We start from the raw sequence: 26,807 nt of genomic DNA on the forward strand, positions 1-26,807 counted from the left end.
GAGTGTTCCCTAACGACTGAATTTCGGAAAAGCAAGCCGGCCCGGCAAAAGTTTTGTCGCAGGCGTTTACAGGATCACATTCCGACCGGGGTCTTTGCTTCGCGGAACTCCGAAGCGGGAACGTCTTCCCTGGCCTGCCACGGTCAAGCCGGGCGGCGCAGGCCGTTGCGGGCCTGATCGAGCCGCACCGGCTGGTCGGGGATGGTGACGGCGAAGACCGTGCGGCCGCCGATCGATTCGACCAGCTCCACCGTGCCGCCATGGGCGCGGATCAGCTCATGGGCGATCGCCAGGCCAAGGCCGGTGCCGCCGCTGCGCGCCGAGCCGCGGAAGGCGGCGAACAGGTTTTCGCGCGCCTTGGGCGGGAGGCCGGGGCCGGTGTCGCTGACGGTGATGCGGCTGACGCTGCCCAAGCGCTCGGCCGAGACGGCGAGCCGGCGCACCACCGCGCTCTCCGTGTCCGCCGCCATTGCCTGCACCGAGTTGCGGCACAGATTGGTGAGCACGCGGAAGAGCTGGTCGGAATCGGCGTCGACTTCGAAGGTGAGCTCGACGGCATTGATGAATTCGATGCCCTCCTCGATGTCGAGCAGGCCGTGCACGTCGTCGACCAGCTGGCGCAGCCGCAAGCGGCGGCGCGACGGCGCCGGCTCCTGTGTGCGGCCATAGGCAAGCACGCCCTCCGAATAGGCGACGGCGCGGTCGAGCGCGCGCAGGAGCTTCGGCGCGAAGGACTGCACGGTCGGATCCTTCACCTGGCGCAACCGGTCCGACATGAGCTGCGCGGAAGCCAGGATGTTGCGCATGTCGTGGTTGATCTTGGACACGGCAAGCCCGAGATTGGCGAGGTGCTTCTGCTCGGCGAGCATTTTTTGCAGCCGATCCTGCATCTGCGACAACTCGCGCTCGGCGACGCCGATCTCGTCGGCACGCTCCGTCGGGCAAATTATGCGGCCGGGATCGTCCGGCGCCTCGGAGAAGGACAGGATCGAGCGCGTCATGGTGCGGATCGGGCCGATCATGATCAGATCGATCGCCGCATAGACGAGCATGGCGGTGAACAGCGAGATCAGCAGCGAGACGACGGCGACGTTGCGCGAATATCTGAGCATGGCGTTGCGCAGACTGTAGTCCGGCATGATCAGCTCGAATTCCTTGTCGCTGTCGCCGACTGGGCCGAAGACGCGCAGCATCCGGTTTCCGCCGGCGAACAACGTTTCCAGCGCGCCTGTCATGCCGTTGACCAGGCCGACATTGGCAATGTCGATATGCTCGTCGACCTTCGGCGGCATGTCGGCCACGACCAGCAGCCGCGAGACGCCGCCGTCGCGCACCGCGATCGCCTTGGCGCCGATCGCCATCAGCACGTCGTTCTGGGCGGTGTGCGACAGGGAGTTGGGCTCGCCCTGCAGCAACACGATCGACACCGCGGCGGAGGTGCTCAGCCGCTCCTTCAGCCAGTTCACCCGGTAGCTGGCGATCCAGGGCAGGAAGATCAGGATTTCGGCGAGCAGCACGAAGACGATGGTGAGAAGCAGAAGCTTGGTCGACAGACCGCGCGACAGCGGCACCCGGCGCGGCGAGCTTGCCGCCGCGGGGCGTGGCTTTTCATCCGTTGACAGGACTTCACTTGTCATGACGCGGTTTTCACGAAGGCTTGATCGAGCAAGATTATGCGATTTGCGGCTTTTTTGCCAATTTCGCCGCCGGCCAGTGAAAAAATGCCTCTGGACGGGCTGGATTGACTTCCAAAATCCTTCTTCCTATAAGCCCGCTCACGCTCGGGCCTTCCGTCCCGGCGCGGTTTCGATCGCGCCTAAAACCGGCCCGGCAAAGCTCCTGTTACAGAGTGACAGAATCAAGAAGGGCCGCACGCCGCGGTATTAAAACAAATGAAGCGTACCTACCAACCGTCCAAACTCGTCCGCAAGCGCCGGCACGGTTTCCGTGCCCGCATGGCCACCAAGGGTGGCCGCGGCGTCGTCGCAGCCCGCCGCAACCGTGGCCGCAAGCGGCTCAGCGCCTGAACGAAAGACGAGATCGTTGCCCGCAACCGGCAAGCCAAAGGGGAAAACTCCCGGGCGGCTTCTGAAACGCGCGGATTTCATGGCTGTGCGCGGCGGCGAGAAGCGCCGCGGGCGGCTTTTTCTCGTCGAGGTTCTCGACCGGGGCGACGATTGTGCGCCACGCGTCGGCTACACCGTGACCAAGAAGGTCGGCAACGCCGTGGTGCGCAACCGCGTCCGGCGGCGGCTGAGAGAAGCCGTGCGAACGCATGCCGCCGATGACATGGCGCCCGGCAGTGACTATGTCATCGTCGGGCGCGAAGACGTGCTTGCCATTCCGTTCGGCCAGTTGAAGGCCGAGCTTTCCCGCCGGCTGCGCGGAACACGATAGGCCAAGGGCTTTCGATGGAAAACAACCGCAATTTCTTCATCACCATCGCGCTGTCGGTGCTGATCCTGACGCTCTGGCAGGTGTTCTACATGAACCCCAAGATGGAGCAGCAACGCGAGCAGGCCCGCATCGAGCAGCAGCGCGTCGAGGCGCAGAAGAAGGAAGCGCAGGGGACCAATCCGGGCGCGGCCGGGACGCCGGCGCCGGCTCCGGGCGCCATCCCGACCGCACCTGGCGGCGAGACAGTCACTGTAGAGAGCCGCGACCAGGCTGTTGCCGCGACCAAGCGCATCAAGATCGACACGCCGAGCCTCGAGGGCTCGATCAACCTCACCGGCGCTCGCTTGGACGACCTCAAGCTCAAGCATTACACCGAGACGGTCGACAAGAATTCGCCCGAGATCCAACTCCTCAATCCGCAGGCGCTACCGACCGGCTATTTCGCCGAGATCGGGTTCGTCGGCACCGACAAGACCGGCGCGGTGCCGAGTTCCGACACGGTGTGGAGCGTTGAGGGCAATCCGACGCTGACCCCGTCGACGCCGGTGACGCTGACCTACACCAACGACAAGGGCCTGACCTTCAAGCGCACCATCTCGGTCGACAACGATTATATGTTCACCGTTTCGGACACCGTGCAGAATTCGGGAAGCGCTGCCGTCAGCCTGTTCAACTACGGTCGCGTCACGCGCTACGACAAGCCGGCGGTCGCCAGCACTTATGTGCTGCATGAAGGCCTGATCGGCGTTACTGGCACCGAGGGGCTGACGGAATACAAATACGCCGCCATCGAGAAGGACAAGGAAGTCAAGCCAGGCAAGTCGACCGACGGCTGGCTCGGCATCACCGACAAGTACTGGGCCGTCACCATGGTGCCGACCGAAAAGCAGCCCTTCCAGCCGCGCTACGGCTATTTCGAGGACGGGCGCCATCGCTACCAATCCGACTTCCTCACTGATCCGATCAACATCGAGGCCGGCCAGTCCGCGACCATCGAAACCGAAGTGTTTGCCGGCGCCAAGGAAGTCGCCAAGATCAACTCCTATGAGGCTGACCGCCACATTCGCCAGTTCAACCTGCTGATCGATTGGGGCTGGTTCTATTTTATCACCAAGCCGATGTTCTGGCTGATCGACACGCTCTACAAATTCTTCGGCAATTTCGGCCTAGCGATCCTGGCCACGACCGTCATCGTCAAGGCCATCTTCTTCCCGCTGGCCAACAAGTCCTACGCGTCGATGGCGAACATGAAGAAGGTGCAGCCGAAGATGCTGGAAATCCGCGAGAAATACGCGGACGACAAGATGAAGCAGCAGCAGGCGATGATGGAGCTCTACAAGACGGAAAAGATCAATCCGTTGGCCGGCTGCTGGCCGGTGGCGCTGCAGATCCCGGTCTTCTTCTCGCTCTACAAGGTGCTCTACATCACCATCGAGATGCGGCACGCGCCGTTCTTCGGCTGGATCCACGACCTCGCGGCGCCCGATCCGACCTCGGTGTTCAACCTGTTCGGCCTGCTGCCCTTCGCGCCGCCGGCCTTCCTCCCGCATATGGGCGCCTGGGCGGTCGTGATGGGCATCACCATGTTCCTGCAGATGCGCATGAACCCGACGCCGCCGGACCCGACGCAGGCCGCGGTGTTCACCTGGATGCCGGTCCTCTTCACCTTCATGATGGGTTCCTTCCCGGCCGGCCTCGTCATCTACTGGGCCTGGAACAACCTGCTCTCGATCCTGCAGCAGGGCGTGATCATGAAGCGCCAGGGCGCCAAGATCGAGTTGTGGGACAATCTGGCGGCGATGTTCCGCAAGAAACCATCGCCGGCGGAATAGACGGCACCCCGGCCCTAACGCCAAAAACCCCGGCATGACCGGGGTTTTTTCGTTGGCGGCTTGCCCTATGGCGCTCCGGACAGAACTTCGCGCAGCCGTCTTTCGGAATTTGGCCTGCCCCCGCGAAACTGCGGCATGGCCTGCCTCGTAGCTTCCCCGGTCCTCCCCAAAAGCCGCGACGGCTTCCGGCGCAGCGACGCCGGTGTTGGGAAGGCCGTCCGGCAGGCCGGGGTCCCGCGGGGGGACCCCGGTTTTTCCTCCTAAAGCGCGACGCGCTTTAGGGACTTTGTTTTAGTGCAGTGTCGTTTTCCCAAAACCGCTCCACGCTTTTGGGCGACATGCACCAGCTCACTCCATGACGGCGCTGTGGTCGACCTTGGTCGGTGTGCCAGGCTTGCGCAGCAGAAGCACAAGCGGGATGGCGGCGAGCGAGAGCAACATCATCAGCTCGAAGTCGTCGACATAGCTGATGATCGTTGCCTGCAGGGTGACCAGCCCGTCGAGCGCGGCGCGGCCGGCGGCGGTGTAAGGGCTCAGCGCCTGCGCGATCGCCGGATCGCCGAACGCCGGATTATAGGGCGTCACATAGTCGGCGATGTTGGCATGGTTGATCTGCTGGTTCTGCGTCAGAAGCGCGGTGACGACCGAGATGCCGACGCTGGAGCCGATGTTGCGCGACAGATTGTAGAGGCCCGTCCCTTCAGCGCGCCGTTCCGGCGCCAGCGTGGCGAAGGTGATGGTGGTGAGCGGCACGAACAGGAAGCCTAAGCCGGCGCCCTGGATGAAGCCGGTGCGGATGATCGTCCATTGCGAAACGTCCGGGGTCCAGCCGGTCATGTCGTACATCGCCCAGGCGGTGACCGCGAGCCCCGTGAACAGCAGCCAGCGCGTGTCGACCTTGCCGACCAGCCGGCCGACAAGGAACATGCAGGCCATGGTGCCTAGGCCGCGCGGCCCCATGACGATGCCGGCGGTCACCACGGGATAGCCCATCAGCGTTTGCAGGTAGGGCGTCATCAGCGCCAGCGAGGCGAGATAGGTGATGCCTATGATGAAGATGAACACCATGCCGACCGCGAAATTCCGGTCGAGGAACAGCCGCGGGTTCACGAAGGTGTCGCGGGCGGTGAAGGTGTGGACGATGAAGATATAGAAGGCCGACGCGCAGACCAGCGCCTCGACGATGATCTCGGACGAGGAGAACCAGTTGAGCTGCTCGCCGCGGTCGAGGAACATCTGCAGCGAAGCGATGGCGAGGCTGAGCATGCCGAAACCCAACCAGTCGAGCCGGGCCTTGAGGTCGAGCTTGGTCTCCTGCACGAACATCGAGACGCCGGCGAAAGCCAGCACGCCGATCGGCACGTTGATGTAGAAGACCCAGCGCCAGGAAACATTCTCGGTCAGCCAGCCGCCGATGACGGGCCCAAGCACCGGGCCGACCATCACCGAGACGCCGAACAGCGCCATGGCCGAACCGCGCTCCTCGACGCTGTAGATGTCCAGCAGGATACTCTGGGACAGCGGTACAAGGGCGGCGCCGAACAGGCCTTGAAGCAGCCGAAAGCCGACGATCTGCGGCAGCGACTGGGCAAAGCCGCACAGCACCGAGGCGACGACGAAGCCGGTGATGGCGACCAGCAGGATGCGCTTGCGGCCGAAGCGGTTGGCAAGATAGCCCGAAGGCGGCGTCATCACCGCCGCGGCGACGATATAGGAAGTGAGCACCCAGTTGATCTGGTCGGCGCTCGCCGACACGCTGCCCTGGGCAGCGCCACATTGGCAATGGTGGTGTCCAGCGCCTGCATGATGACCGCCAGGATGACGCAGGCGGTGATGGCTCCGCGATTGGCGACCGCAGGCGTGCCCGTGGCGGCGGTGCTCATGACTTTTGCTCAAACCGCTTGAAGAGGTCGGTCACGAAATCGGGCAGGCCGCGGGCATGGCCGGTGTCTATGCTGACAACCGCGCTCATGCCCCCGCGCAGCGGCGGCTTGCCTTGCGGGTCGTCGATCGTCACCCGCATCGGAATGCGCTGCACGACCTTGACCCAGTTGCCGCTGGTGTTCTGCGCCGGAAGCAGCGAGAAGCTCGAGGACGAGGCCGGGCTGATGCTGCCGACCTCGCCATGCCAGACCTCGCCCGGATAGCCATCGATGCTGATCGTCGCCTTTTGCCCCGGCCGGACATAAGTGAGCTCGGTTTCCTTCGGCTCGGCGGCGATACAGATGTCGGTCGACGAGACCAGGCTGAAGGCCGGCTGCGAGGCGGGAAGGTACTTGCCGACCTGCAGCGCATCGACATTGGTAACGACGCCGTCGAACGGCGCCTTGACGACGGAATCGCCGAGATTGCGCTGGGCATCATCCAGCGCCGATTGGGCCTGCAGGTAGAAGGGGTTCTTCTCGACCGGCTGGTCGGCGTCGCCGCCGAGCTGGGCGAGCGTTGCCTGCGCCTGCGCCTTGGCGACGATGACTTTCTGCCGGGCGGCGATGAGATCGTGCTGGGCGCTGTCGAAAGTCGCCTTCGAGGCGGTTGAGGTCTTGAGCAGATCCTGCTGACGCTGGAAGGCCGACTCGTAATAGGGGATGTCGGCCTCGGCCTGGGCGATCTGCGCCAGCGATTGCTGGTAGCTCGCCTGCAAGGTCAACACCTGGTTGCGCACCGTGCCGAGTTGCGCCTGAGCGCCGGCCAGCGCCGTCTCGAACGAGGCCGGCCGCAAGCGGAAGAGCACCTGGCCCTGCTTAACCGCCTCGTTGTCATGCACGTCGATCTCCTGCACGGTGCCGGAAACATCGGTGGAGACGCCGAGCGACTGCGCCTGGATATAGGCATTGTCGGTGGTCATGACCTGACCGCCGACGACGTAGTAATAGCCGCCGACCGCCAGCGCCACCGGAAGCAGCGCAAACAGGACGGGCCGGGTCAGGCTGCGCCGGGGCTTGGCTCGGGCCGGCGAAGCTATCGTCACGGCGGCCGGCTTCGGCTGGGCCGAGGGTGCTTCGAGCGCAGCGGGTTCCGGCGCGACAGGCGCTTCCAGCTCATCGTTTTCGATCGCCGGATTGGCGGCACGCCTTTGCTCGCGCTGGCTGTCAAGGCGAATGACCTGGTCGCTGCTTCTGTCGTCGGCATTGTCGCCTTCGGCGGGCTTGCGTGGTGAGGCTGGTTCAGACATGGACTTTCTCCCGGTCGACAGCCGGCTGGGCGCAGGCCTCGAACAGATTGGATTTGATCAGACAAAGTGTTTGCAGCTGCTGCCGCGCCTCCGCGAAAAGGTGAATGCCTTCCTGTCGAGACAGATAGGGCCGCACCTGCCAATGCCCGCGGGTCTGGCCCGAGCGGCGCGAGCGCTGCTCGAAGCGCTTTCCGGGCAGGCGCGCGACGTCGTGCAGCACGAAGCTGCTGGTGAGCGAGGAAGGCATGGGAGGAACTTCGGAGTCGGCAGACAGGTCTTCGTGAGCATGCTTATTATCATCATGCACATAATCCTGCTGGACGCGGTGTGCAAGACCGGCTAAGCCGCCTGGAGCAAATGTCGCGCCGACGTGGCGCAACTGAAGGCCGGCAGATGCACGCACGAAGAATGAAGATGAACCGGCTCAGGATCGCGACCGTGGCTGCCCTGCTGACATGCGCGTTTCCGGCCGCCGCCAAGGAAGCGGTGAGTTGCGGCGGCGCGGCAATGCTCGGCGGCGCGCAGCTCAACTGCAGCCACGTGCAACCCAAGGCTCCGCCGCAGTTCTGCACCTATAGCTGGGCCCTGCACACCTCGGCCGGCGACCAGAAAGTGGTCGACGGCAGTTTCACGCTGCCGCCCGGCGCCTCCAACGTCCAGGTCTATCAGGGCAGCGGTTTCGACAGCGCGCTTTCCAACCCGATCGTGATCTGTCGCGGCAGCCGCTGAGCGCGGGTTGGTGCTGCAGCCGGATCACGGTAGTTTGATCGGGAGACAGCGTCGCCAGGGCGCCGCCTCGTGCCTGCCAACTACGGACTGACCGCGATGACCGGACCCAACCCCAACATCAAGCATCCCATTGCGATGCATCCGCGCGTCGGCTACCTGAAGCCGCTGGTCAATGCGCCGAACATCGAGATCGGCGACTTCACCTATTACGACGATCCCGACGGCCCGGACAAATTCGCCGAGAGGTGCGTGCTGCACCACTATCCCTTCATCGGCGACAGGCTGATCATCGGCAAATTCTGCGCCATCGCCGAGGGTGCCCGCTTCATCATGAACGGCGCCAATCACGCCATGTCCGGCTTCTCCACCTATCCGTTCAATATTTTTGGCCATGGCTGGGAGGAAGGTTTTGACCCCGAGACCTGGTCGAAAGAGATCCGCGGCGACACGATCGTCGGCAATGACGTGTGGATCGGCATGGATGCGGTGATCATGCCGGGCATCGAGATCGGCCATGGCGCGATCGTCGCCGCGAAATCGGTTGTCACGCACGACGTGCCGCCCTATGCGATCGTCGCCGGCAATGCGGCCAAGGTGGTGAAGATGCGCTTCGATGAGTTCACGGTGCGACGGCTTTTGAAAGCGGCCTGGTGGAACTGGCCGGTCGACAAGGTCAGCCGCAACCTCAACGCCATTCGCGGCGCCGATATTGCCAAGCTGGAGGCCGCCGTTTGAACGCGCCGGATAAAACCACGAGCGAAACTGCCATAGGTCCGGAGCTGTTCACCCGCGCGTGGATCTTCATCCGCGGCGTGCCGTCGATGAAATTCCTGCCGCCGGAAGGGCCGCCGGAGATCGCCTTTGCCGGCCGCTCCAATGTCGGCAAGTCGTCGCTGATCAACGCGCTGGTCGGCCAGAAGGGGCTGGCGCGCACCTCCAACACGCCGGGACGTACGCAGGAGCTGAACTATTTCGTGCCGGACGGCTTCTCCGGCGAAGGCGCCGACCTGCCGCCGATGGCGCTGGTCGACATGCCGGGCTACGGCTACGCCAGCGCGCCGAAGGACAAGGTCGATGCCTGGACGAAGCTGATCTTCGAATATCTGCAGGGCCGCGTCACGCTGAAGCGCGTCTATGTGCTGATCGACGCCCGGCACGGCATCAAGGCCAAGGACGAGGAGGTGCTGTCGCTGCTCGACAAGGCGGCGGTGTCCTACCAGATCGTGCTGACCAAGACCGATAAGATCAAGGCAGCCGGCGTGCCGAAGCTGATCGAGGAGACGCTTGCCAAGATCAAGAAACGGCCGGCGGCATTCCCGGCGGTGCTCGCGACTTCGTCGGAAAAGGCCTCAGGGCTCGAGGATCTGCGCGCGGCGATCGCCTTGGTGGCGAACGGCGGCTGACGCATTTTTCGCCTAGGAGGGCAGCCGCGTATGGTGCTCCCCCTGACCCAGCCCCCGCTTCGCCCGGCTGACCTCTCCCCGACGGCCCCAGATCGAACAAGGACGCGGACAGGACCAGCCGTAATCGGCCGACCTGACTGCGCCTCCCGACGCCCCGCTCAATCCGTCTCGTCGCGCTCCAGCGCATGGTCGCGCCGGCCGGCAAGGATTTCGCGCTTGCCGACATGGTTGGGCGCGCCGACCAGGCCTTCCTTCTCCATGCGTTCGACCAGCGAGGCGGCGCGGTTATAGCCGATGCCGAGGCGGCGCTGGATGTAGGAGGTCGAGCATTTCTTGTCGCGCTTGACCACTTTGACCGCCTCCTCATAGAGGGCGTCGCCATCTTCGGCGTCGATCGAGCCCTTGTCGAAGACTGGACCCGTGTCGGCCGGATCTTCTTCCTCTTCCTCGCCGGCGGTGACCGTATCGAGATATTCCGGGCGGCCTTGCGCCTTCAAATGCGCCACGACGTGCTCGACCTCGAGATCGGAGACGAAGGGACCGTGCACGCGCACGATGCGCCCGCCGCCGGCCATGTGCAGCATGTCGCCCTGGCCGAGCAGCTGCTCGGCGCCCTGCTCGCCAAGGATGGTGCGGCTGTCGATCTTGGACGTCACCTGGAAGGAGATACGGGTGGGGAAATTGGCCTTGATGGTGCCGGTGATGACGTCGACCGACGGGCGCTGTGTGGCCATGATCAAATGGATGCCGGCGGCGCGCGCCATCTGCGCCAGCCGCTGGATGGCGCCTTCGATCTCCTTGCCGGCCACCATCATCAGGTCGGCCATCTCGTCGACGATGATGACGATGTAGGGCATCGGCGCGAGGTCGATCTCCTGCTCCTCGAACAGCGGCTCGCCCGTGCCCTTCTCGAAGCCGACCTGCACCTGCATGACGACGACCTCCCCCTTGTCGCGGGCGGCCGCGGCGCGCTGGTTGTAGCCGTCGATGTTGCGCACGCCGAGGCGCGCCATCTTGCGGTAGCGCTCTTCCATCTCGCGCACCGCCCATTTGAGCGCGGTGACCGCTTTCTTGGAATCGGTGACAACGGGCGTGAGCAGATGCGGGATGCCGTCATAGACGGACAATTCGAGCATCTTGGGATCGACCATGATGAGGCGGCACTCCGCCGGCTTCATCCGGTAGAGCAGCGACAGGATCATGGTGTTGATGGCGACCGACTTGCCCGAGCCGGTGGTGCCGGCGACTAGCAGATGCGGCATCTTGGCGAGGTCGGCGATGACCGGCTCGCCGCCGATGGTCTTCCCCAGCCCCAGCGCCAACTTGCACGACGTGTTGCGGAAGCCGGCCGATTCGATCAGCTCGCGGAAATAGACCGTCTCGCGCGTTTCGTTGGGCAGCTCGATGCCGATGACATTGCGGCCCGGCACCACGGCGACGCGCGCCGAGATGGCCGACATGGAGCGGGCGATGTCGTCGGCCAGGCCGATGACGCGGCTGGACTTCACGCCCGGCGCCGGCTCGAACTCGTAGAGCGTGACGACCGGACCCGGCCGGACATGGATGATCTCGCCCTTGACGCCGAAATCCTCCAGCACGCTTTCGAGCAGGTCCGCGTTCTGTTCCATCCGCTCCTGAGACATGTAGAAGCCCTGGCCTTCCGGCGGCATCTGCAGCAATTCCTCGGACGGAAGCTCGTAGCCGGCCGAAGCGGGCTGCGGCGCGACCTTGCCGGCGACGTGCAGGGACGGCGCGGGTCTGGCAGCCTTGGCGCTCTTTGCAGCGGAACGCGGCGCGACGGACTCAGGCGCGGGCGCGCGCGATTCGATTTCCCGAGGCGCGGGCCGGAGCGCGGGCAGATCGACCGCCGCCGTCAGCGGGGCCAGGCTTGCGGCCGGCCCGTTCGAGCGCCATTCGATGACGCGGTAGAACGAGGTCGCCTCGCCCCCCATCGCGGCGGGGCGGAACGGGCTCGGTTGCGCCGCAGGACTCACCCGCGCGGAAGCCGCGGGCGTCTGCAAAGGATCGTTCAGCCGTGCCCGCGCCAGGCGCTCGGCGAGCAAGGGCAGGCTGAACTCGAAAAACGCATCGTCGGAGAGATAGGACCAACGAAATTTCGGCGGCTGCGGCTTTTGTGCCGGAGTGGCTACGGCCCGTGGCGGCGCGGCGCCCGCCTGCTGCGGCTTGACGATGGCCTGCGACGGCTTGGCCGGAGCGGTGGCGGCCGCGGCGGGAATTGCCCGGGCCGGATTGGCCGGCTGGGCCGCCGGCGGCGCCGGGCGAATGGAAACGCCGCGGGAAGCCACCGCCTGGGCCTGCGCTTCATCAACTGGCTCCGGTGCGGGCCGTTTGTCGGAATCCGGCGTGCGAGTGAAGCGCACATTGGGCGCGAGGAAGAAATATTGCTGCCAGGCCTGGCCGCCGAACTCGTCGCCGCCAGCCGAATCGGCGGCGTTCGATTCGCCGTCAGCGGCGGCTCGCAGCGTGACGACCTGCCCCGTTTGTCGCTGCGGCGGCACGGCAGCGCCATGATGCCGCGCGTCTTCCGAGCTGCTGTCGTCGTTGTCGCCGTAAGCGGAAGCGCCGGAAGGATTGGCACGGGTAAAACGCATGGATGTCACACTCGAGATTCGTCGAACAAACGTGTCCCGAGACATAGGAACCGATGGTTAACAAGCTCTTCCGGAAGGGTCCGGGAAAGTGCCGGTCGACGGTTCGAGTTGAGCTGGAAGAAGGAGGTGACCGGTGGCATCGAAGTCGGTTGCCGCGGCGCCGTAGCGTCGTCAAAGCGCCTCGCGTTCCTTCGCAATCGCTGCGCGCCGCAGGTTCACGCCGAGAGCGAGGCCTGCTCCTCGGCCGCGAGCTTCTCGGTGCCGTAGGCCTTCAGAAAGACGTTCACGCCGGAGCGGACGACATGCTCGATCTCGGCCTGGCTCGGCGCCTTGGTGCGGTAGGAAAAGATGCACTGGCGGAAGAGGCCGGCGAGGCAGAGCTCGGTGAACTGATAGGCGGCGAGATCGACATCGTCGATCTTCAGCAGGCCGCGTTCGACAGCTTCATTGAGGAAGATCATCACCTTGTCGTGGCCACGCTTGGGACCGCGCTCGTAAAAGCGGGCGCCAAGCTCCGGAATCCTGTCGGAAGCACCGACCACGGTGCGCTGCGCCTGGATGACCTTGGCCGAGGTGATCTTGGCGGAGAGCACCATGCCGAACTTCACCAGCGTCTTGCGCAGGTCGTCGAAATGGTCGAGCACCTCATACATATTCTTGAAGATGGTGCCGCGCTCTTCCTCGATGAGAGCCTCGAACAGCTCTTCCTTGTTGGCGAAATAGACATAGATCGTGCCCTTGGAGACGCCGGCCTCGCGCGTGATGTCGTTCATCGACGCGGCTTCGAAGCCCTTGTCGATGAAGACGCGGCGCGCGCCTTCGATGATCTGGGCCCGTTTGATCGGATCCTGCCCGGCCGCGGGACGGCCTTTGCGCAGGTCGAGCAGATCGCTTTCGGCTGTCGTTTCGACCATCGAAGTCAAACCTCGCGAAATATTTCGAACCAACCGGTTCGATTTGCTCTTGATATGGGCCTCTTTTCGCGCTATGTCAATCACCAATTCGAACCGAACGGTTCAGTCTGACTGACTTGTCCCAGAGAGATTATCATGTCCTCGAACGCGCCCGCTACCGCCGAAGTCCGCAATTTCCCCAACGCCAAGGTCCAGCCGTCGACCGAAGCTCCGGAAGCGCCTGTACTGCCCGCTCCTACCGCGCCTGCCGAAGCGCCGGCCAAGAAGAAGCGCTCTGTCCGCTCGCTGCTGCTGCCGATCATCGGGCTGGGCCTCCTCGGCGCCGGCTCCTGGTACGGGTACGATTACTGGACCGACGGCCGGTTCATGATCTCCACCGACGACGCCTATGTCCAGGCCGACATGTCGTTCGTGTCGCCGAAAATCTCCGGCTATGTGGACAAGGTGCTGGTGAGCGAGAACCAGAGCGTCAAGGCCGGCGATCCGCTGTTCGTCATCGATGACGGCGACTACAAAATCGCGGTCGCCCAGGCCGAGGCGCAGATCGCCACGCTGGCGAAGACGCTCGACCGCATCGACGCGCAGACCAAGGCGGCGCAGGCCTCGCTGGCGCAAGCACAGGCGCAGAAGATCGCCGACCAGGCGGCAGCCGACAATGCGGCACGCGCCCAGGCCCGCGCGGCGCAGCTGCTCAAGACCCATGTCGGCACGCAGGCGCAGCTCGACGACGCCCAGACGGCGCTCGACCAGGCAAAGGCAGCCCTTGCCGGCGCCGACGCGCAGATCACCGCCGCGCACGCCAATATCGGCGTGCTCGAAGCCCAGCGCGCGGAATCCGCCAGCACGCTCGCCTCGCTGCAGCTCACCCGCGACAAGGCGCAGCGCGACCTTTCCTTCACCGTGCTCAAGGCGCCCTATGACGGCGTCGTCGGCAACCGCTCGGTCGAACAGGGCGACCTCGTCACCCCCGGCCAGAAGCTCGCCGTCGTCGTGCCGATGGACAAGCTCTACATCGTCGGCAACTTCAAGGAGACGCAGCTTGGCCGGCTGGTGCCCGGCGAGAAGGTCCGCATCACGGTCGATGCCATCGACGGCCAGACCTTCGAGGGCACGGTTTCGTCGCTGGCACCGGCTTCGGGCGCGGTGTTCTCGCTGCTGCCGCCGGAAAACGCTACCGGCAACTTCACCAAAGTCGTGCAGCGCGTGCCGGTCCGCATCGACGTGCCGGCCGACGTGCTGAAGACCGGCAAGCTGCGCGCCGGCCTGAGCGTCATCGTCGCCGCCGACAGCCGCACCGCGCCGGCCACGACGACCAACTGAGAGTTTGGGGGGCGGCCCGGTGGCCAATTTGAGCGCCGAGCCGCCCAGCCTGTTTTGACGCAGTTCCGGGCGGAAAACGCCGCGCACTTTTGGAGCTGCCGTAGGGAGGCCATGAGATGGCAACCGCAACCATTGCCGCAGGAGCAGCGCCGGCCCGGCCGGCAGCCGCCGCACCCGCCGACCACATGCCGGCGCGCCGCGTCATCGCCTTCCTGGCGATGGTGTTCGGCATGTTCATGGCAATCCTCGATATCCAGATCGTCTCGGCATCGCTGGCCGAGATCCAGGCCGGCCTCAGCGCCAGCTCCGACGAGATCCCGTGGGTTCAGACCGCCTATCTGATCGCGGAAGTGGTGATGATCCCGCTGTCGGGCTTCCTCAGCCGCATGCTGTCGACCCGCGTGCTGTTCACGACCGCGGCCGCCGGCTTCACAGCAGCAAGCGCGCTGGCCGCGACCGCCACCAACATCGACCAGATGATCGTCTACCGCGCCATCCAGGGCTTTATCGGCGGCGGCATGATTCCGAGCGTGTTCGCTGCCGCCTTCACCATCTTCCCGCCGTCGCGCCGCGCCGTCGTCTCGCCGATGATCGGCCTCGTGGCGACGCTGGCGCCGACCATCGGCCCGACGGTCGGCGGCTATATCAGCCATGCCATGTCCTGGCACTGGCTGTTCCTGATCAATGTCGTGCCGGGCATACTGGTGGCGACGGCTGCCTGGTCGCTGATCGATTTCGACAAGCCGAACCTCAAGCTGTTTTCCAAGTTCGACTGGTGGGGCCTGATCGGCATGGCCGCCTTCCTCGGCTGCATGGAATACGTGCTGGAGGAAGGCCCGAACCATGACTGGCTGCAGGAGCCGGCCGTCTTTGCCTGCGCCATCATCATGACCATAGGCGGTCTCATCTTCTTCTGGCGCGTCTTCACCGCCGAGGAGCCGATCGTCGATCTGCGGGCCTTCAACAATGTCAATTTCGCCTTCGGCTCGCTGTTCTCCTTCGTGGTCGGCATCGGCCTTTATGGGTTGACCTACCTCTATCCGGTGTTCCTCGGCCGGATCCGCGGTTACGATTCGATGATGATCGGCGAGGCGCTGTTCGTCAGCGGCCTGGCGATGTTCTTCACCGCGCCCGTTGCCGGCATCCTGTCGAACAAGATCGATCTCAGGCTGATGATGATGGTCGGCTTCATCGGCTTCGCCACCGGCACATGGTGGATGACGCATCTCACCGCCGACTGGGATTTTTATGAGCTCTTGATCCCGCAGATCCTGCGCGGCTGCTCGATGATGCTGTGCATGGTGCCGATCAACAACATCGCGCTCGGCACGCTGCCGCCGGAGCGGCTGAAGAATGCGTCGGGCCTGTTCAACCTGACCCGCAATCTCGGCGGTGCCGTCGGCCTGGCAGTCATCAATACGGTGCTGATCGACCGCAATGCCTTCCACTATGCAAGGCTTTCCGAGCATGTGCAGTGGGGCAGCGAGGCCGCGCAGACCAAGCTGCAGAACATGACGCTAACCTTCCAGCAAAACGCCGGCCTCGACGCCACGACCGCCGCCATTTCGAAGCTGTCCGGCATGGTGCAGCAGCAGGCGGCGCTGCTGTCATTCATGGACGTGTTCATGATGCTGACCGTGCTGTTCGCCTCGCTCGGATTTTTCGTGCTGTTCATCAACAAGCCGGCGCAGCAAGGCGGCGGTGGCGGCGGAGGCCATTGAGGAGCCGGAACCCCCGCCTGGCGTCCTCAACGCGTGACCCCGGAAATCGTCGCCGATTTCCGGGGTCATTTCTTTGGGCAGATCGCAGTCCGCTCAGGCCGCGGCGGGCTTGAAGGTCAGCGCCACGCCGTTGATGCAGTGGCGCAGGCCGGTTGGCGGCGGGCCGTCGTCGAAGACATGGCCGAGATGACCACCGCAGCGGCGGCAATGCACCTCGGTGCGCGTCATGCCGAGCGAACGGTCTTCGGTCTTGCCGATGGCATTGGGGATCTCCTGCCAGAAGCTCGGCCAGCCGGTGCCGGAATCGAACTTCGTTTCCGACGGATAGACCGGCAGGTCGCAGCCGGCGCAGGCGAAGATGCCCTTGCGGTGTTCGTTGAGCAGCGGGCTGGTGCCCGGATATTCGGTGCCCTCCCTGCGCAGCACGTCGAAGGCGGCATCCGAAAGGATGGCGCGCCATTCGGCGTCGGTCTTGGTGATCTCGAAGGTCTCGGCGGCCAGAGCCGGCTTCGCGCCGCCCATGTGCAACGCCGCTCCGGCTCCGATTGTGAGGGCGGTGGCGGCGGCACTGCTCCAGAGAAAGTCGCGACGGTTCATGGCCTTTCCTCCTGACTTGATCTTACAAACTAGGACGCCACCGGAAAAGCAAAAGCCGTTGACGGTTCGCGCGCCACCCGCGTCGACCGAAGCGCTGGCGATGCGGAGCGGCGCTTGACGGCAACACGGATCGTGGGAGGGAGACCGTGCGGCCGACGCGGACATACGCCACTTCGCCGGCCGCACGCGCTTTGTTACATCTTCGGTAGAAGAACCTTGTCGATGACGTGGATGACGCCGTTCGACTGGCGCACGTCGGCGATCGTGACATGAGCGACGTTGCCGTTCTCGTCGGTCGCCGTGACCTTGCCCTTTTCCGACTTCAGCGTCAGGGCGCAGCCGCCGACGGTCTTGACCTCATGCGCACCGCCATCGGCCTTGGCCATCTTGGCGACGTCGGCGGCCAGCGCCTTGGCGGCAATGACATGGCAGGTGAGGATCTTGGTCAGCTTGTCCTTGTTCTCGGGCTTGAGCAGCGTCTCGACGGTGCCGGCCGGAAGTGCAGCGAAGGCCTCGTTGGTCGGGGCAAAGACGGTGAAAGGACCGCGGGTCTGCAGCGTGTCGACCAAGCCGGCGGCCTTGACGGCGGCGACCAGCGTGGTGTGGTCCTTCGAATTGACGGCATTCTCGATGATGTTCTTCTTGGCATACATCGGGGCGCCGCCGACCATCGGATTGGCGGCATAGGCAACGGCGCCAAGCGCCGAAAGGCCGATTGTAGAGGCAAGCAGAAGGGTGGCGAGTTTACGCATTGTATCAGTCTCCTCGGGTTGTTTTCCCCATCCTTGGGAACGCGAGGAGATACGAGGCGTCAAAAACTTAGTTTCGCGAACTTCGAAGATTTTTTATTCGTCGGCCCGGATGCAAACGTACCGCGTCTAAGCGCACGAAAGCGCTGCTGCCGACACATGTCGGGTGGATAGACTTCGGCTAGTCTCCAATTCTTTTCCGAAGTGTCGTCAGATGCCCTTCAGATCGCCGGCGGCGACGACGGGGCCGGTCGGCTGGCCGGTCGGCGAACCGCCGGCCGGCTCGAGACTGACGGCGAGCACGGCGCCTTGCGCCAGCTTCTCCTGCACGGCCGGCGTGACGGCCATGCGCGCGCTCTGACCGGCCGGGATGACGCCCATCGAGACCGGCGCAGTCTTGCCCTCGATCATCCACAGCTCGAAATCCTTGCCGACGCCGCGTTCGCCGGAAACATGCGAGAGGCCGACCTCCTGGCGGGCTGCGTCGTAGACAGCGAGGTATTTGACGTTGCTGTTGTCGGCGGCGAGCGAGGCGACCAGCCTGGTTTCGGGCTGCGGCAACGGCGGATTGACGAGAGGCAGGGCGACAAAGACGGCCAAAGCGGCAAGCGCGGCCGCGGCAAGCCCGCGCCAGAAGGCGAGGCTCCCCAGCAGGCCGGTGCTGGGCGCGGCGGGGGTGGCCACTGATGAGGCAAACAGCCGCCGGTCGATCGCCGCCTTGACCGAAGCCGGCGCCTCGACCGCAGCGTAGGCGGCTGCCATCGGCGCGAAATGGGCTTCCCAGGCATCGACCAGGCGGGCAAAACCCGCCTCGGTATCGATGCGGCGGGAGGCGATCTGGCGTTCGTCGGCTGCCAGAACGCCGAGAACGTATTCGGCGGCGAGCAGGTCGTCGCCTCCGCGTTCCGGTCCGTTGTCTTCCGCCAGCGTCATCTTTCCAGGCATTCTCTCAGTTTGAGCAAGCTTCGCCGCAGCCAAGTCCGCATCGTGTTCAGCGGGACCTTGTGGCGCTCCGCCAGCTCGGCATAGCTTTCGCCGTTGAGATAGGCGCCCCGGACCGCCGCCGCCCGGTCTTTCTCCAATTCGTCGAGGCAATGGTAGATGCGGTCGGTCTCGCCGCCCGCGACAGCCATGGCCTCAGGCCCCGGCGCCGGATCGGCGACCTCGAGCGCTGCGTCGATATTGGCGGAAGGACCGCGCCGGGCCCTGATGCGGTCGATCGCATGATTGCGCGCAATGGCCACCAGCCAGGAAATCGGGCTGAGATCGGAAACCGCGAAACGATCGGCCTTGGTCCAGATCTTGACGAAGACCTCCTGCAGCGCTTCTTCCGCCTCACTCTTGTCCCTCAATACACGAAGGCAGACGCCGAAAAGTTTCCCGCTGGTCTGCTTGTAGAGCAGATCGAACGCAGCCCGGTCCTTCATCGAAGTCCGGACGATCAGCTTGCTGATGTCCTGAGGCCCCATGCAGGCAAATTAGAAGATTGCGATCTATTTGCAACGGCACCGGCGGTGTTGTCCACCCAAGGCTGCCGCATCGCCAGTACGTGAAGTCATCTTCTCCAATGCGAGATGAACAACGCAAATCCGGATTTCGATTTGCGGCTTCATGCGATAGCCTTCGCCAAAACAGGGGAGCGGCAATGTCAATTGAACGCGTGCTTTGGGAACAGGATGCGACCGGACTTGCCGAGCTCGTCCACAAGGGGGAAATCTCGCCGCAGGAGCTGGTCGACGCCGCGATCGCCCGCGCCGAGGCGACAAGAACCGACATCAACGCCATAGCGACGCCGCTCTATGACGCCGCCAGGGCGCGGGCGAAGGCGATCGACCGCAAGCAGCCGCTCGCCGGCGTGCCCTTCGCGCTGAAGGATCTCGGCATCGGCATCAAGGGCGTGCCGATCCATGGCGGCAGCCGCATCCCGGCCTTCACGGCCGATTTCAACTCGGTGATGGTCGAGCGCTATCTGGCCGCGGGCCTGATCCCGATCGCTACCAGCACCTCGCCCGAGCATGGGCTGCGGCTGATGACCGAATCGGCCCGCTTCGGCATCACCCGCAACCCCTGGAACACCGGCCACACCACCGGCGGCTCGTCCGGCGGATCGGCGGCGCTGGTGGCGGCCGGCGTGGTGCCGGCGGCGCACGCTTCCGACGGCGGCGGCTCGATCCGGGTGCCTTCGGCCTGCAGCGGCTTGGTCGGGCTCAAGACCTCGCGCGGCCGGGTGCCGCTGACGCCGCTCACCAGCGAGAGCTGGTACGGCATGGTCGTCGACCATGCGGTAAGCCGCTCGGTGCGCGACACAGCCCTCCTGCTCGACCTGACGCACGGCGCCGATCCGCTGTCGCCTTATGCGGCGCGGGAGCCGAAAGGCTCCTTTGCTGCTGCCGCGGCCCGCGATCCAGGCCGACTCAGCCTCGCCGTCTACCGCAAATCGCCGCTCGGCCTGCCGATCTCGGCTGAGACGATCGAAGCGCTGGACACCGCGGTGGCGCTGGCGCGCGAGGGCGGGCACACGGTGGAAGAGATCGACCTGCCTTATATCGGCCGCGACTTCATCGCGAATTTCTGCAAGAGCGTCGCCTCGGCCGTCGCAGGCATGATGCGTGCCGAGGCGAAGCGCGTCGGCCGCCCGGTGTCCGGCGAGGTCGAACGTGCGACGCGCGTGCTCGGCCGCCTCGGCGAAATGCTGTCCGCCGGCGAGGTCTATGACGCCGTGCAGCGGCTCAACGCCACCGCGCGACAGATGATCGAAGACACGGCGCGCTTCGATGCCGTGCTGATGCCGATCATTGCGCACCCGCCGCTCGCCTGCGGCGCGATGGATCCGAAAGGCGCCGACGAGATCGTCGAGAACGTCCTCGACAAACTGCATCTTACCGGGCTGCTCAGGATCAAATCATTTTTCGGCCAACTGATGGACAAGAGCCTGTGGTTCACTCCCTGGCCGGCGATCCACAATGTCAGCGGCCAGCCCTCGATCGCGCTGCCGGTGCATGTCACCGCAGGTGGCCTGCCGCTCGGCATCCAAGCCGCGGGACGGCCCGGCGACGAGGAGACGCTTTTGTCGCTCGCCGCGCAGATGGAGAAGATTTCAGGATGGCTGAAACGCCGCGCACCGCTCAAGGTGCCCGGCTAGGTCTGTCGATATTCAGGTGATGCCGGCCTGCGAATGGCGGTTTTCTGCGCTTCCGGTACTCACGTAGAAAGTACGCTCTGTTCCGGTTCTCGAAATCCGCCATTCTCGACTCGACCTGACCTGAATCTCGACAGACCTTGAAACCCGCCGATTTCGTCATTGTGAGCGCAAAGCCGTTTGCGACCTGCGGCAATTCCCGCTAAGACGCCCGCCATCCTTGCCACCTAGGGAAAAGCACCGATGACGGACATCGCCGCCAACGCCGAAATGCAGGCCGCGCTGCTTTCCAGAGCGCTGCCTTATATGCAGCGCTACGAGAACAAGACGGTGGTGGTGAAGTATGGCGGCCATGCCATGGGCGACAACGAGCTCGGCAAGGCCTTTGCCCGCGACATCGCGCTGCTCAAACAGTCCGGCGTCAATCCGATCGTCGTTCACGGCGGCGGGCCTCAGATCGGCGCCATGCTCAACAAGATGGGCATCGAATCCAAGTTCGAGGGCGGGTTGCGCGTCACCGACCAGAAGACGGTCGAGATCGTCGAGATGGTGCTGGCCGGCTCGATCAACAAGGAAATCGTGGCGCTGATCAACGCCGAAGGCGAATGGGCGATCGGGCTCTGCGGCAAGGACGGCAACATGGTCTTCGCCGAAAAGGCGCGCAAGACCATGATCGACCCGGATTCCAACATCGAGCGCGTGCTGGATCTCGGTTTCGTCGGCGAGCCGGTCGAGGTCGACCGCACGCTGCTCGATCTGTTGGCCCGTTCCGAGATGATCCCGGTGCTGGCGCCGGTGGCGCCCGGCCGCGACGGCCATACCTACAACATCAACGCCGATACCTTTGCCGGCGCCATCGCCGGCGCCTGCCGCGCCTCACGCCTGCTGTTCCTGACCGACGTGCCCGGCGTGCTCGACAAGAACAAGAAGCTGATCGACGAGCTGACGGTAGGAGAGGCCAAGGCGCTGATCAAGGACGGCACGATATCGGGCGGCATGATCCCGAAGGTCGAGACCTGCATCGAGGCGATCGAGCGCGGCGTCGAGGGCGTCGTCATCCTCAACGGCAAGACGCCGCATTCGGTGCTGCTCGAGCTGTTCACCGAGCACGGGGCCGGCACGCTGATCGTGCCGTAGCGATTATTTAGCCGGCTATCCTTCTGCTTTCCGCCCGCTTATCTTCCGCGACGGGCAGGGCCGGCTCTCGCGCCGGGCGCTGAAAGACCATCGATTCCTCGTCGGTGTCCTGCGGCGCGCCCCAGAATTCGGCAAGCGTCGGGCCCGCGGCCACGCGGCGGTCGCGGACCAGAAAACCCCAGACCTCGCGGAACCAGACGCGGCGGCCCATCTTGGTGTACCAACGCATCGAATGCCGCTGCTCTGGATCGGGATGGAAAAGGACCCGCGCCAGCGCTTTCGGCCGTGACTGCACGGCAAGCTCGATCAGCTTGACAGCGAAGAACAGCATCCACGGTTTCAGCCGGGTCATATGCAGCACCTGGTGCTTGTAATCCCAGAGCCGGATGTCCTTCTGGATCACCCTGCGCTCCTTGGCGATGCGGAAGAACGGCGTCCAGCGATGCGGCGTCACATAGAGCGCCTGGATCTGGTCGGGATCATAGGCGATGAGCTGGCGAAAGCCGCGCCAGAGATCGCGAAAACCCTCATCCTCGAAGCCAACGACCCAGGTCGCCATGGACAATATGCCGTGCCGGCGAAGCAGCCGGATCGCCTCGCGGTCGGACTTGGTGCTGCCGCCCTTGCGGATCAGCGACAGTGTGGCCTCGTCGGTGTTCTCCATGCCGAGCAGCCAGCGGATGACGCCAGCCTTGCGATAAAGGTGCAGGATATCGGCATCGCGCACGATATCGTCGGCGCGCGTCGAGCCGACGATCAGCACCGGCACGTTCTCGGCGATCATGGCATCGAGAAAGGCGCGCCAGGCCTTCTTCGAAGAGGTGGGGTTCTCGTCGGCCAGATTGACCAGCTCGACGCCATACTCGCGGTGCAGCCAGGCGATCTCCCTGGCGAAGCTGACCGGATCGCGATGTCGCCAGCGGGTCCAGAAGCCGCGCTGGCCGCAATAGTTGCACAGATGCGGACAGCCGCGCGAGAACTGCATGACCACGGCGCGCTTGCCGCCCCAATAGCTGTAGCGGCCATGGTCGATCAGCTCCCAGCCGATGCGGCAGGCGTCGAGATCGGTAATCGTCATCGCAGGCGGCGTCGCAAAGGGTCGGCCGCAATCGTCGCGATAGGCGATGCCGGCGACACCCGACATCGGCCGGCGCCTTTCCAGCGCCTCGACCAGCGCCAGCGCGGTCGCCTCACCCTCGCCGCGCACGATGAAGTCGAAGACGTCCGTTGCGGCGAGCACGTCGCGCCAGTGATAGGTCGGGAAGACGCCGCCATAGAGGATGACGACCCCTAGCGCGCGGGCCTTGATCATTTCCGCGATCCGTAGCGCGGTCGGATGCGCCGAAGTCGAGCCGGAATGGCCGATCAGGACGAAATCCGGATTATCGCTCAGCGCCTCATCGACGAGCGTGGAAAGCGGCATCGGCCCGAACTCCGCGTCGACCAGGCGCACCCGATGGCCGGCATCGAGCAGCGGACCGCCGATCGCCAGCAGACCCAAAGGCGGCAGGTGATCGTCGGGCACGCGGCTGCCGATGGCCGTATGCGGCGGGTTGACCAGCACGATGTTCATGGCGGACCTCCGTTGCGTCGGTCCGCCGGTCGTATTTGGCGATGTCGAAGCCGCCTGGGCGCGGTTCAGCAGTTTCGATGCAGCTTTCCCACAGTTTTGATGGGCACACCCGAAACGTCGCGCAGAGCGGGAGACGGCGTCAGCCCAGTGCATAACAGAAGGTTAAGGACGTGCGCGTTGCGCAGCTCGATCGAGCTCTGGTTTTCGGCGCTTCAAACCTTCGGCAAGGAGAGTATTAGCAGAAACTAATGCAGTTGACCCTAAACTTTTATTAAAACTCTAAGCATTTATAATTGTCGGTGGGGGACCACAAGGAAATGCCCATATGGCGCTGAATCCCGATCTGAAAATCGATGAGGCGAGCCTCATCACATCGACGTTGATCAAGAAGCACAAGGCGGCGTCCGCGGAGGCGGTCGACGCCGCCGAGCTCAAGGCGCGGGCGGCCCAGCTCGCCCTGGTGCTGGACCTCGCTCATCAGGCTTTCGCGCGCCAGGAGCCCGCAGGGCAAATCGTCGAGCGCCTGGCGGGCCGATTGCATGAACTGCGCCGGGAGGTCGCTCCGGCTCTCTGGCAGGAACTGATCCCGCTCGCTCAGCAGCACCGCGTGGCGGCCTACCTGAAGCAGGATCCGTTCACGCGCTGGTCCTTCGAAAAGCCGCGCGGCTATTCGGGCGACGCGACGCTGCTGGACATCTACTACAAGCACCCGAGCGCCGCCGAGATCGTGGCCTCGTCGAGCGAACTCGGCCGCGAGATCTTTGCCTATACGAGCGAAGCGGCAAGCTCGGTGGCGGGGCGCGAGCGCCGCGAGATACTGGCCAAAACGGTCGACGAAACGGCTGCCCGGGTAGAAAACGCCGAGGTGCTGGCAATCGCCTGCGGCCATTTGCGGGAAGCCGAACTCTCAAAGGCGCTCGCCGAGAGAAGGTTAAAGCGCTGGATCGGTCTCGACCAGGACCCGGTGAGCGTCGGCACGGTCAACCGCGACCTCGCCGGTACGGCAGTGGAAGCCGTGGACGGATCGGTGCGCGGTCTTTTGCGGCGCGCCTACCCGCTTGGCACATTCGATCTCGTCTATGCGTCCGGGCTGTATGACTACCTGCCGCTTCCGGTCGGCGCACGGCTGCTGCAGCGCGCCATGGAACTGGTCAAGCCGGACGGCGAATTCCTCTTCGCCAATTTCAGCGACGAGATCACGACCGACGGGTACATGGAGACGTTCATGGACTGGCCGCTCATCCTGCGGTCGGCCGGCGACATGTGGGACATCATCAATGCCGCGGTGGACAAGAACCGCGTCGAAGCCGAGGTCTATTACGGATCGAATAGGAACATCGTCTACGGCAAGATCCGCAAACGCGTGGATTTCGCGGCGCCCGCCATGGAGCGGTAGCGGAGCCGCTTCACATTCCGATTTCAAGTCGGGCCGTGCAGCGGCCCGGCTTCTGATGCAGCGCGCGGCGTGCTCGTTTCGCCGAGATGGCGCCGCCCTACATTCCTGCCGCACTGCTTTGAGTTAAGCGACGAGGTCCTGCCTGGCCTGCATGATCTCTTCGATCGGGACCGGACGTCCAGTCAGGAAGCCCTGGATCGACTGGATGCCCATGTGCTGCAGCAAATTCTGCTGCTCTTTCGTCTCGACACCCTCGACAAGGACCGTATGGCCCAGATTGCGCAGCAGTCTGACCATGTCCTGCAACAGGCTCAGGCCTCGAACCGTCTGGCAATCGTGCAAGAAACTCCGATCGATCTTGACGACGTCGAACTTGAAACGACGGAGCCAGGCCAGACCTGCAAATCCGGTTCCGAAATCATCGAGCCAGATCTGAACGCCCAGGTTTCGAAGCTGCTCGATACTTCTGGCGGCCTGCGCCTCCAGGGATATATCGCTGCCTTCGGTGACCTCGAGCGCCAGCCTCTGAGGCGCCATGCCGTGGCGGCCAAGGATCTCGGTGACGTGAAGCGGGAAATTCGGAGCCTTGAGCTGGACGACCGAGACGTTCACGGACACGACCGATCCCAATCCGTGCTCGACCATGTCGCCGCAAGCCCGATCGATCACCCATATCCCGAGTTCCTCGATCCCGCCGGTCTGCTCGGCGACAGGTATGAACACGGACGGGCTGATCACGCTGCCGTCGAAGTCGCGCAGCCGCATCAACGACTCATGGCCAAGCACCTTGCCGGATATCGCATCGCAGATCGGCTGATAGACGACGGAGACCAGTCCCTCCGAAACGGCTTGCTTGAGCAGTTCCGAAAGATTCTGGCTGGCGCGCTTCTGATCGATGGCCTGCGCATCATAGATGGTGACGGTCGCGCGACCGGAAAACTTGGAGGCGTAAAGCGCGCGATCGGCCTCCTGCAACAGGATCCGAAGCTCTATGCTTTGATCGGCGCGCGTCAACGAGGCGCCAGCGCTGATGGTGACGATGTTGAGTTTATCGTCCCGATCGGGATGGGAGATGTTCAAGTCCTCGACGGCCCGGCAGAATTGATGGGTCACCTCGCGCAGGTGATCCGGTCCGGCGACCTTGCAGAGCACGACGAATTCTTCGCCGCCGTACCGTCCCGCGATGGCGTGATTGGACGCCGCCGTCTCGTCGAAGGCTCGGGCAAGCTCGATCAGGCAGTCGTCGCCGGCCTGATGGCCGAGCCGGTCGTTGAACCGCTTGAAGTAGTCCACGTCCATGAGAATGACGCCTATTTCGTCATTGTCCCTGGCCCATTCCTTGCACAACTCCGCGAATTCCCGGGTGATCGCCCTGCGGTTCTTAAGCCCGGTAAGCGGGTCGGTGTCTGCGATCTCGATGAGCTTTTGACCATTTTCGATGGCGACCTGCTCCTGGATCTGCGCCTGAAGGGCATGCAGGAAGGTTTGGTAGCGCTCCATGCTGAGGCGCCATGAAAGATAAAGCGACAAAACAAGGCAATTCACGAAATAGGTTGCAAGCACCAGACGGGTGCCAAGATCGGCTTGAAGCAAGAACAGCGTGGCGCCGAGGAATGCTATTGTCACGGTTGCGGACGACAGCGCCGAGAGCCATAGCCGGAAGTTGAAGAAAAGGTTGGCACCGAGAATGAAAACCGTGCCGAAGATGATGAAATGGGACAGCGCCTCCTGATGCGTCGTTCCGAGGGCCGACAGCAGCCATCCGATCGCGCCCGCCACGATCGCCAGAGCAGCAACGTAGTGCAGAGTCGTGACGGCAAAATCGCGTCGAGCAACAAGTTCGACAAGCACCAGGAAGGTCAATCCCAACGTCAGGCGCGTCAGAATCACACGGTCGGCAATGTCCGGGAAAAGGAACCAGTCGAAGGCCCCGTAGCATATGTAGCTCAACACGGCCGCCGCTATGCCCCAGCGCACGACCTTGCGATTCTGATCCGCGTTCTTCTGCAGCAGCATCGCAAAAAGCGTCGGATCGGCGGATTTCCACGGCGGGCGTGAAATCGCTTCAGTGACCCTCTGAGCCACGTCCTCCGTCAGTTGCATGCAATGCTCCTTT

22 protein-coding genes and 1 pseudogene are annotated in these 26,807 nt (G+C 64.2%); 11 read left to right on the forward strand and 12 right to left on the reverse strand.

The genetic code is table 11. The features are described from left to right. Positions 1-143: 143 nt before the first annotated feature. Positions 144-1,637 (reverse strand): HAMP domain-containing sensor histidine kinase, encoded by a 1,494-nt coding sequence (locus CK218_RS07175; protein ID WP_067002984.1) that lies wholly within the window; start codon positions 1,635-1,637, stop codon positions 144-146. Between the two features lie 255 nt (positions 1,638-1,892). Between CK218_RS07175 and rpmH the strand changes: the two genes are divergently transcribed. The 3 genes from rpmH to yidC are packed head-to-tail and all read left to right on the forward strand — an operon-like array spanning position 1,893 to position 4,229. Next, complete coding sequence (rpmH, locus tag CK218_RS07180; protein ID WP_008833937.1) at positions 1,893-2,027, forward strand: 50S ribosomal protein L34; 135 nt, start codon at positions 1,893-1,895, stop codon at positions 2,025-2,027. 16 nt (positions 2,028-2,043) lie between these two features. Beyond that, entirely contained in the window at positions 2,044-2,397 is a 354-nt protein-coding gene (gene rnpA, locus CK218_RS07185) for a ribonuclease P protein component (RefSeq protein ID WP_067323826.1), read from the forward strand. A gap of 14 nt (positions 2,398-2,411) precedes the next feature. After that, positions 2,412-4,229 carry a membrane protein insertase YidC gene (gene yidC / locus CK218_RS07190; RefSeq protein ID WP_095827293.1) on the forward strand — a complete coding sequence of 606 codons (1,818 nt, stop codon included), beginning with the start codon at positions 2,412-2,414 and terminating at the stop codon, positions 4,227-4,229. A gap of 348 nt (positions 4,230-4,577) precedes the next feature. Here yidC and CK218_RS07195 read toward each other — a convergent pair. From CK218_RS07195 to CK218_RS07205, 3 genes and pseudogenes are all read right to left on the reverse strand, one after another. Further along, positions 4,578-6,112: pseudogene (locus CK218_RS07195) on the reverse strand (DHA2 family efflux MFS transporter permease subunit). Continuing rightward, positions 6,109-7,401, reverse strand: coding sequence for an HlyD family secretion protein (locus tag CK218_RS07200; RefSeq protein WP_095827294.1), 1,293 nt, complete (start codon positions 7,399-7,401; stop codon positions 6,109-6,111). Before CK218_RS07200 ends, CK218_RS07195 begins: the two are co-directional and overlap by 4 nt. Continuing rightward, positions 7,394-7,780, reverse strand: coding sequence for a hypothetical protein (locus CK218_RS07205; RefSeq protein WP_245434941.1), 387 nt, complete (start codon positions 7,778-7,780; stop codon positions 7,394-7,396). The genes CK218_RS07200 and CK218_RS07205 overlap by 8 nt, the downstream gene beginning before the upstream one ends. 35 nt (positions 7,781-7,815) lie before the next feature. Between CK218_RS07205 and CK218_RS07210 the strand changes: the two genes are divergently transcribed. The 3 genes from CK218_RS07210 to yihA all read left to right on the forward strand — a co-directional run bounded on the left by CK218_RS07210 (position 7,816) and on the right by yihA (position 9,533). Beyond that, a complete protein-coding gene (locus tag CK218_RS07210) occupies positions 7,816-8,130 on the forward strand; it encodes a hypothetical protein (protein ID WP_095825578.1) in 315 nt (104 codons plus the stop codon). A gap of 96 nt (positions 8,131-8,226) precedes the next feature. Continuing rightward, the gene (locus CK218_RS07215; RefSeq protein ID WP_095827544.1) at positions 8,227-8,865 is read left to right on the forward strand and encodes a CatB-related O-acetyltransferase; all 639 of its coding nucleotides are present in this window, start codon (positions 8,227-8,229) and stop codon (positions 8,863-8,865) included. Positions 8,866-8,897: 32 nt separating this feature from the next. Continuing rightward, on the forward strand, positions 8,898-9,533 hold the full coding sequence (gene yihA / locus CK218_RS07220; protein WP_095827545.1) for a ribosome biogenesis GTP-binding protein YihA/YsxC: 636 nt from the start codon (positions 8,898-8,900) through the stop codon (positions 9,531-9,533). Between the two features lie 158 nt (positions 9,534-9,691). Here yihA and CK218_RS07225 read toward each other — a convergent pair whose 3' ends face one another. Both CK218_RS07225 and CK218_RS07230 read right to left on the reverse strand, forming a co-directional pair. Next, positions 9,692-12,145, reverse strand: a complete 2,454-nt coding sequence (locus tag CK218_RS07225) for a DNA translocase FtsK (RefSeq protein WP_095827296.1) — start codon at positions 12,143-12,145, stop codon at positions 9,692-9,694. A gap of 215 nt (positions 12,146-12,360) precedes the next feature. Next, positions 12,361-13,059 carry a TetR/AcrR family transcriptional regulator gene (locus CK218_RS07230; RefSeq protein WP_067003003.1) on the reverse strand — a complete coding sequence of 233 codons (699 nt, stop codon included), beginning with the start codon at positions 13,057-13,059 and terminating at the stop codon, positions 12,361-12,363. A gap of 135 nt (positions 13,060-13,194) precedes the next feature. Here CK218_RS07230 and CK218_RS07235 point away from each other — a divergent pair, with 135 nt between their 5' ends. Together CK218_RS07235 and CK218_RS07240 are read left to right on the forward strand one after the other, a co-directional pair. Then, positions 13,195-14,379 carry an HlyD family secretion protein gene (locus CK218_RS07235; protein WP_095827297.1) on the forward strand — a complete coding sequence of 395 codons (1,185 nt, stop codon included), beginning with the start codon at positions 13,195-13,197 and terminating at the stop codon, positions 14,377-14,379. 116 nt (positions 14,380-14,495) lie between these two features. Next, positions 14,496-16,100: a DHA2 family efflux MFS transporter permease subunit gene (locus CK218_RS07240; RefSeq protein WP_095827298.1), complete on the forward strand. Its 1,605-nt coding sequence runs from the start codon at positions 14,496-14,498 to the stop codon at positions 16,098-16,100. Positions 16,101-16,193: 93 nt separating this feature from the next. Here the strand turns inward: CK218_RS07240 and msrB are convergent, their stop codons facing one another. The 4 genes from msrB to CK218_RS07260 form a co-directional block, all read right to left on the reverse strand. After that, entirely contained in the window at positions 16,194-16,697 is a 504-nt protein-coding gene (gene msrB, locus CK218_RS07245; RefSeq protein ID WP_095827299.1) for a peptide-methionine (R)-S-oxide reductase MsrB, read from the reverse strand. A gap of 194 nt (positions 16,698-16,891) precedes the next feature. Further along, positions 16,892-17,449 carry a fasciclin domain-containing protein gene (locus CK218_RS07250; RefSeq protein WP_067323809.1) on the reverse strand — a complete coding sequence of 186 codons (558 nt, stop codon included), beginning with the start codon at positions 17,447-17,449 and terminating at the stop codon, positions 16,892-16,894. Positions 17,450-17,656: 207 nt separating this feature from the next. Beyond that, positions 17,657-18,379, reverse strand: coding sequence for an anti-sigma factor (locus CK218_RS07255; protein ID WP_179294464.1), 723 nt, complete (start codon positions 18,377-18,379; stop codon positions 17,657-17,659). After that, the gene (locus tag CK218_RS07260; protein ID WP_067003014.1) at positions 18,376-18,915 is read right to left on the reverse strand and encodes a sigma-70 family RNA polymerase sigma factor; all 540 of its coding nucleotides are present in this window, start codon (positions 18,913-18,915) and stop codon (positions 18,376-18,378) included. Before CK218_RS07260 ends, CK218_RS07255 begins: the two co-directional genes overlap by 4 nt. Positions 18,916-19,091: 176 nt before the next feature. Here CK218_RS07260 and CK218_RS07265 point away from each other — a divergent pair, with 176 nt between their 5' ends. Together CK218_RS07265 and argB are read left to right on the forward strand one after the other, a co-directional pair. Continuing rightward, a complete protein-coding gene (locus tag CK218_RS07265) occupies positions 19,092-20,588 on the forward strand; it encodes an amidase (protein WP_095827300.1) in 1,497 nt (498 codons plus the stop codon). A gap of 240 nt (positions 20,589-20,828) precedes the next feature. Beyond that, positions 20,829-21,722, forward strand: coding sequence for an acetylglutamate kinase (gene argB / locus CK218_RS07270; protein ID WP_067003018.1), 894 nt, complete (start codon positions 20,829-20,831; stop codon positions 21,720-21,722). Between the two features lie 7 nt (positions 21,723-21,729). On the opposite strand, the gene bchE is transcribed toward argB, so the two are convergent. Continuing rightward, positions 21,730-23,295: a magnesium-protoporphyrin IX monomethyl ester anaerobic oxidative cyclase gene (gene bchE, locus CK218_RS07275; protein WP_095827301.1), complete on the reverse strand. Its 1,566-nt coding sequence runs from the start codon at positions 23,293-23,295 to the stop codon at positions 21,730-21,732. Between the two features lie 325 nt (positions 23,296-23,620). Here bchE and CK218_RS07280 point away from each other — a divergent pair, with 325 nt between their 5' ends. Beyond that, complete coding sequence (locus CK218_RS07280) at positions 23,621-24,691, forward strand: class I SAM-dependent methyltransferase (RefSeq protein ID WP_095827302.1); 1,071 nt, start codon at positions 23,621-23,623, stop codon at positions 24,689-24,691. A 123-nt stretch (positions 24,692-24,814) separates the two neighbouring features. Here CK218_RS07280 and CK218_RS07285 read toward each other — a convergent pair whose 3' ends face one another. Beyond that, on the reverse strand, positions 24,815-26,794 hold the full coding sequence (locus CK218_RS07285) for a GGDEF and EAL domain-containing protein (protein WP_095827546.1): 1,980 nt from the start codon (positions 26,792-26,794) through the stop codon (positions 24,815-24,817). Positions 26,795-26,807 lie beyond the last annotated feature (13 nt).

Origin of the sequence: Mesorhizobium sp. WSM3879, from assembly GCF_002294915.1 — a bacterium.
Taxonomy (GTDB): Bacteria; Pseudomonadota; Alphaproteobacteria; order Rhizobiales; family Rhizobiaceae; genus Mesorhizobium.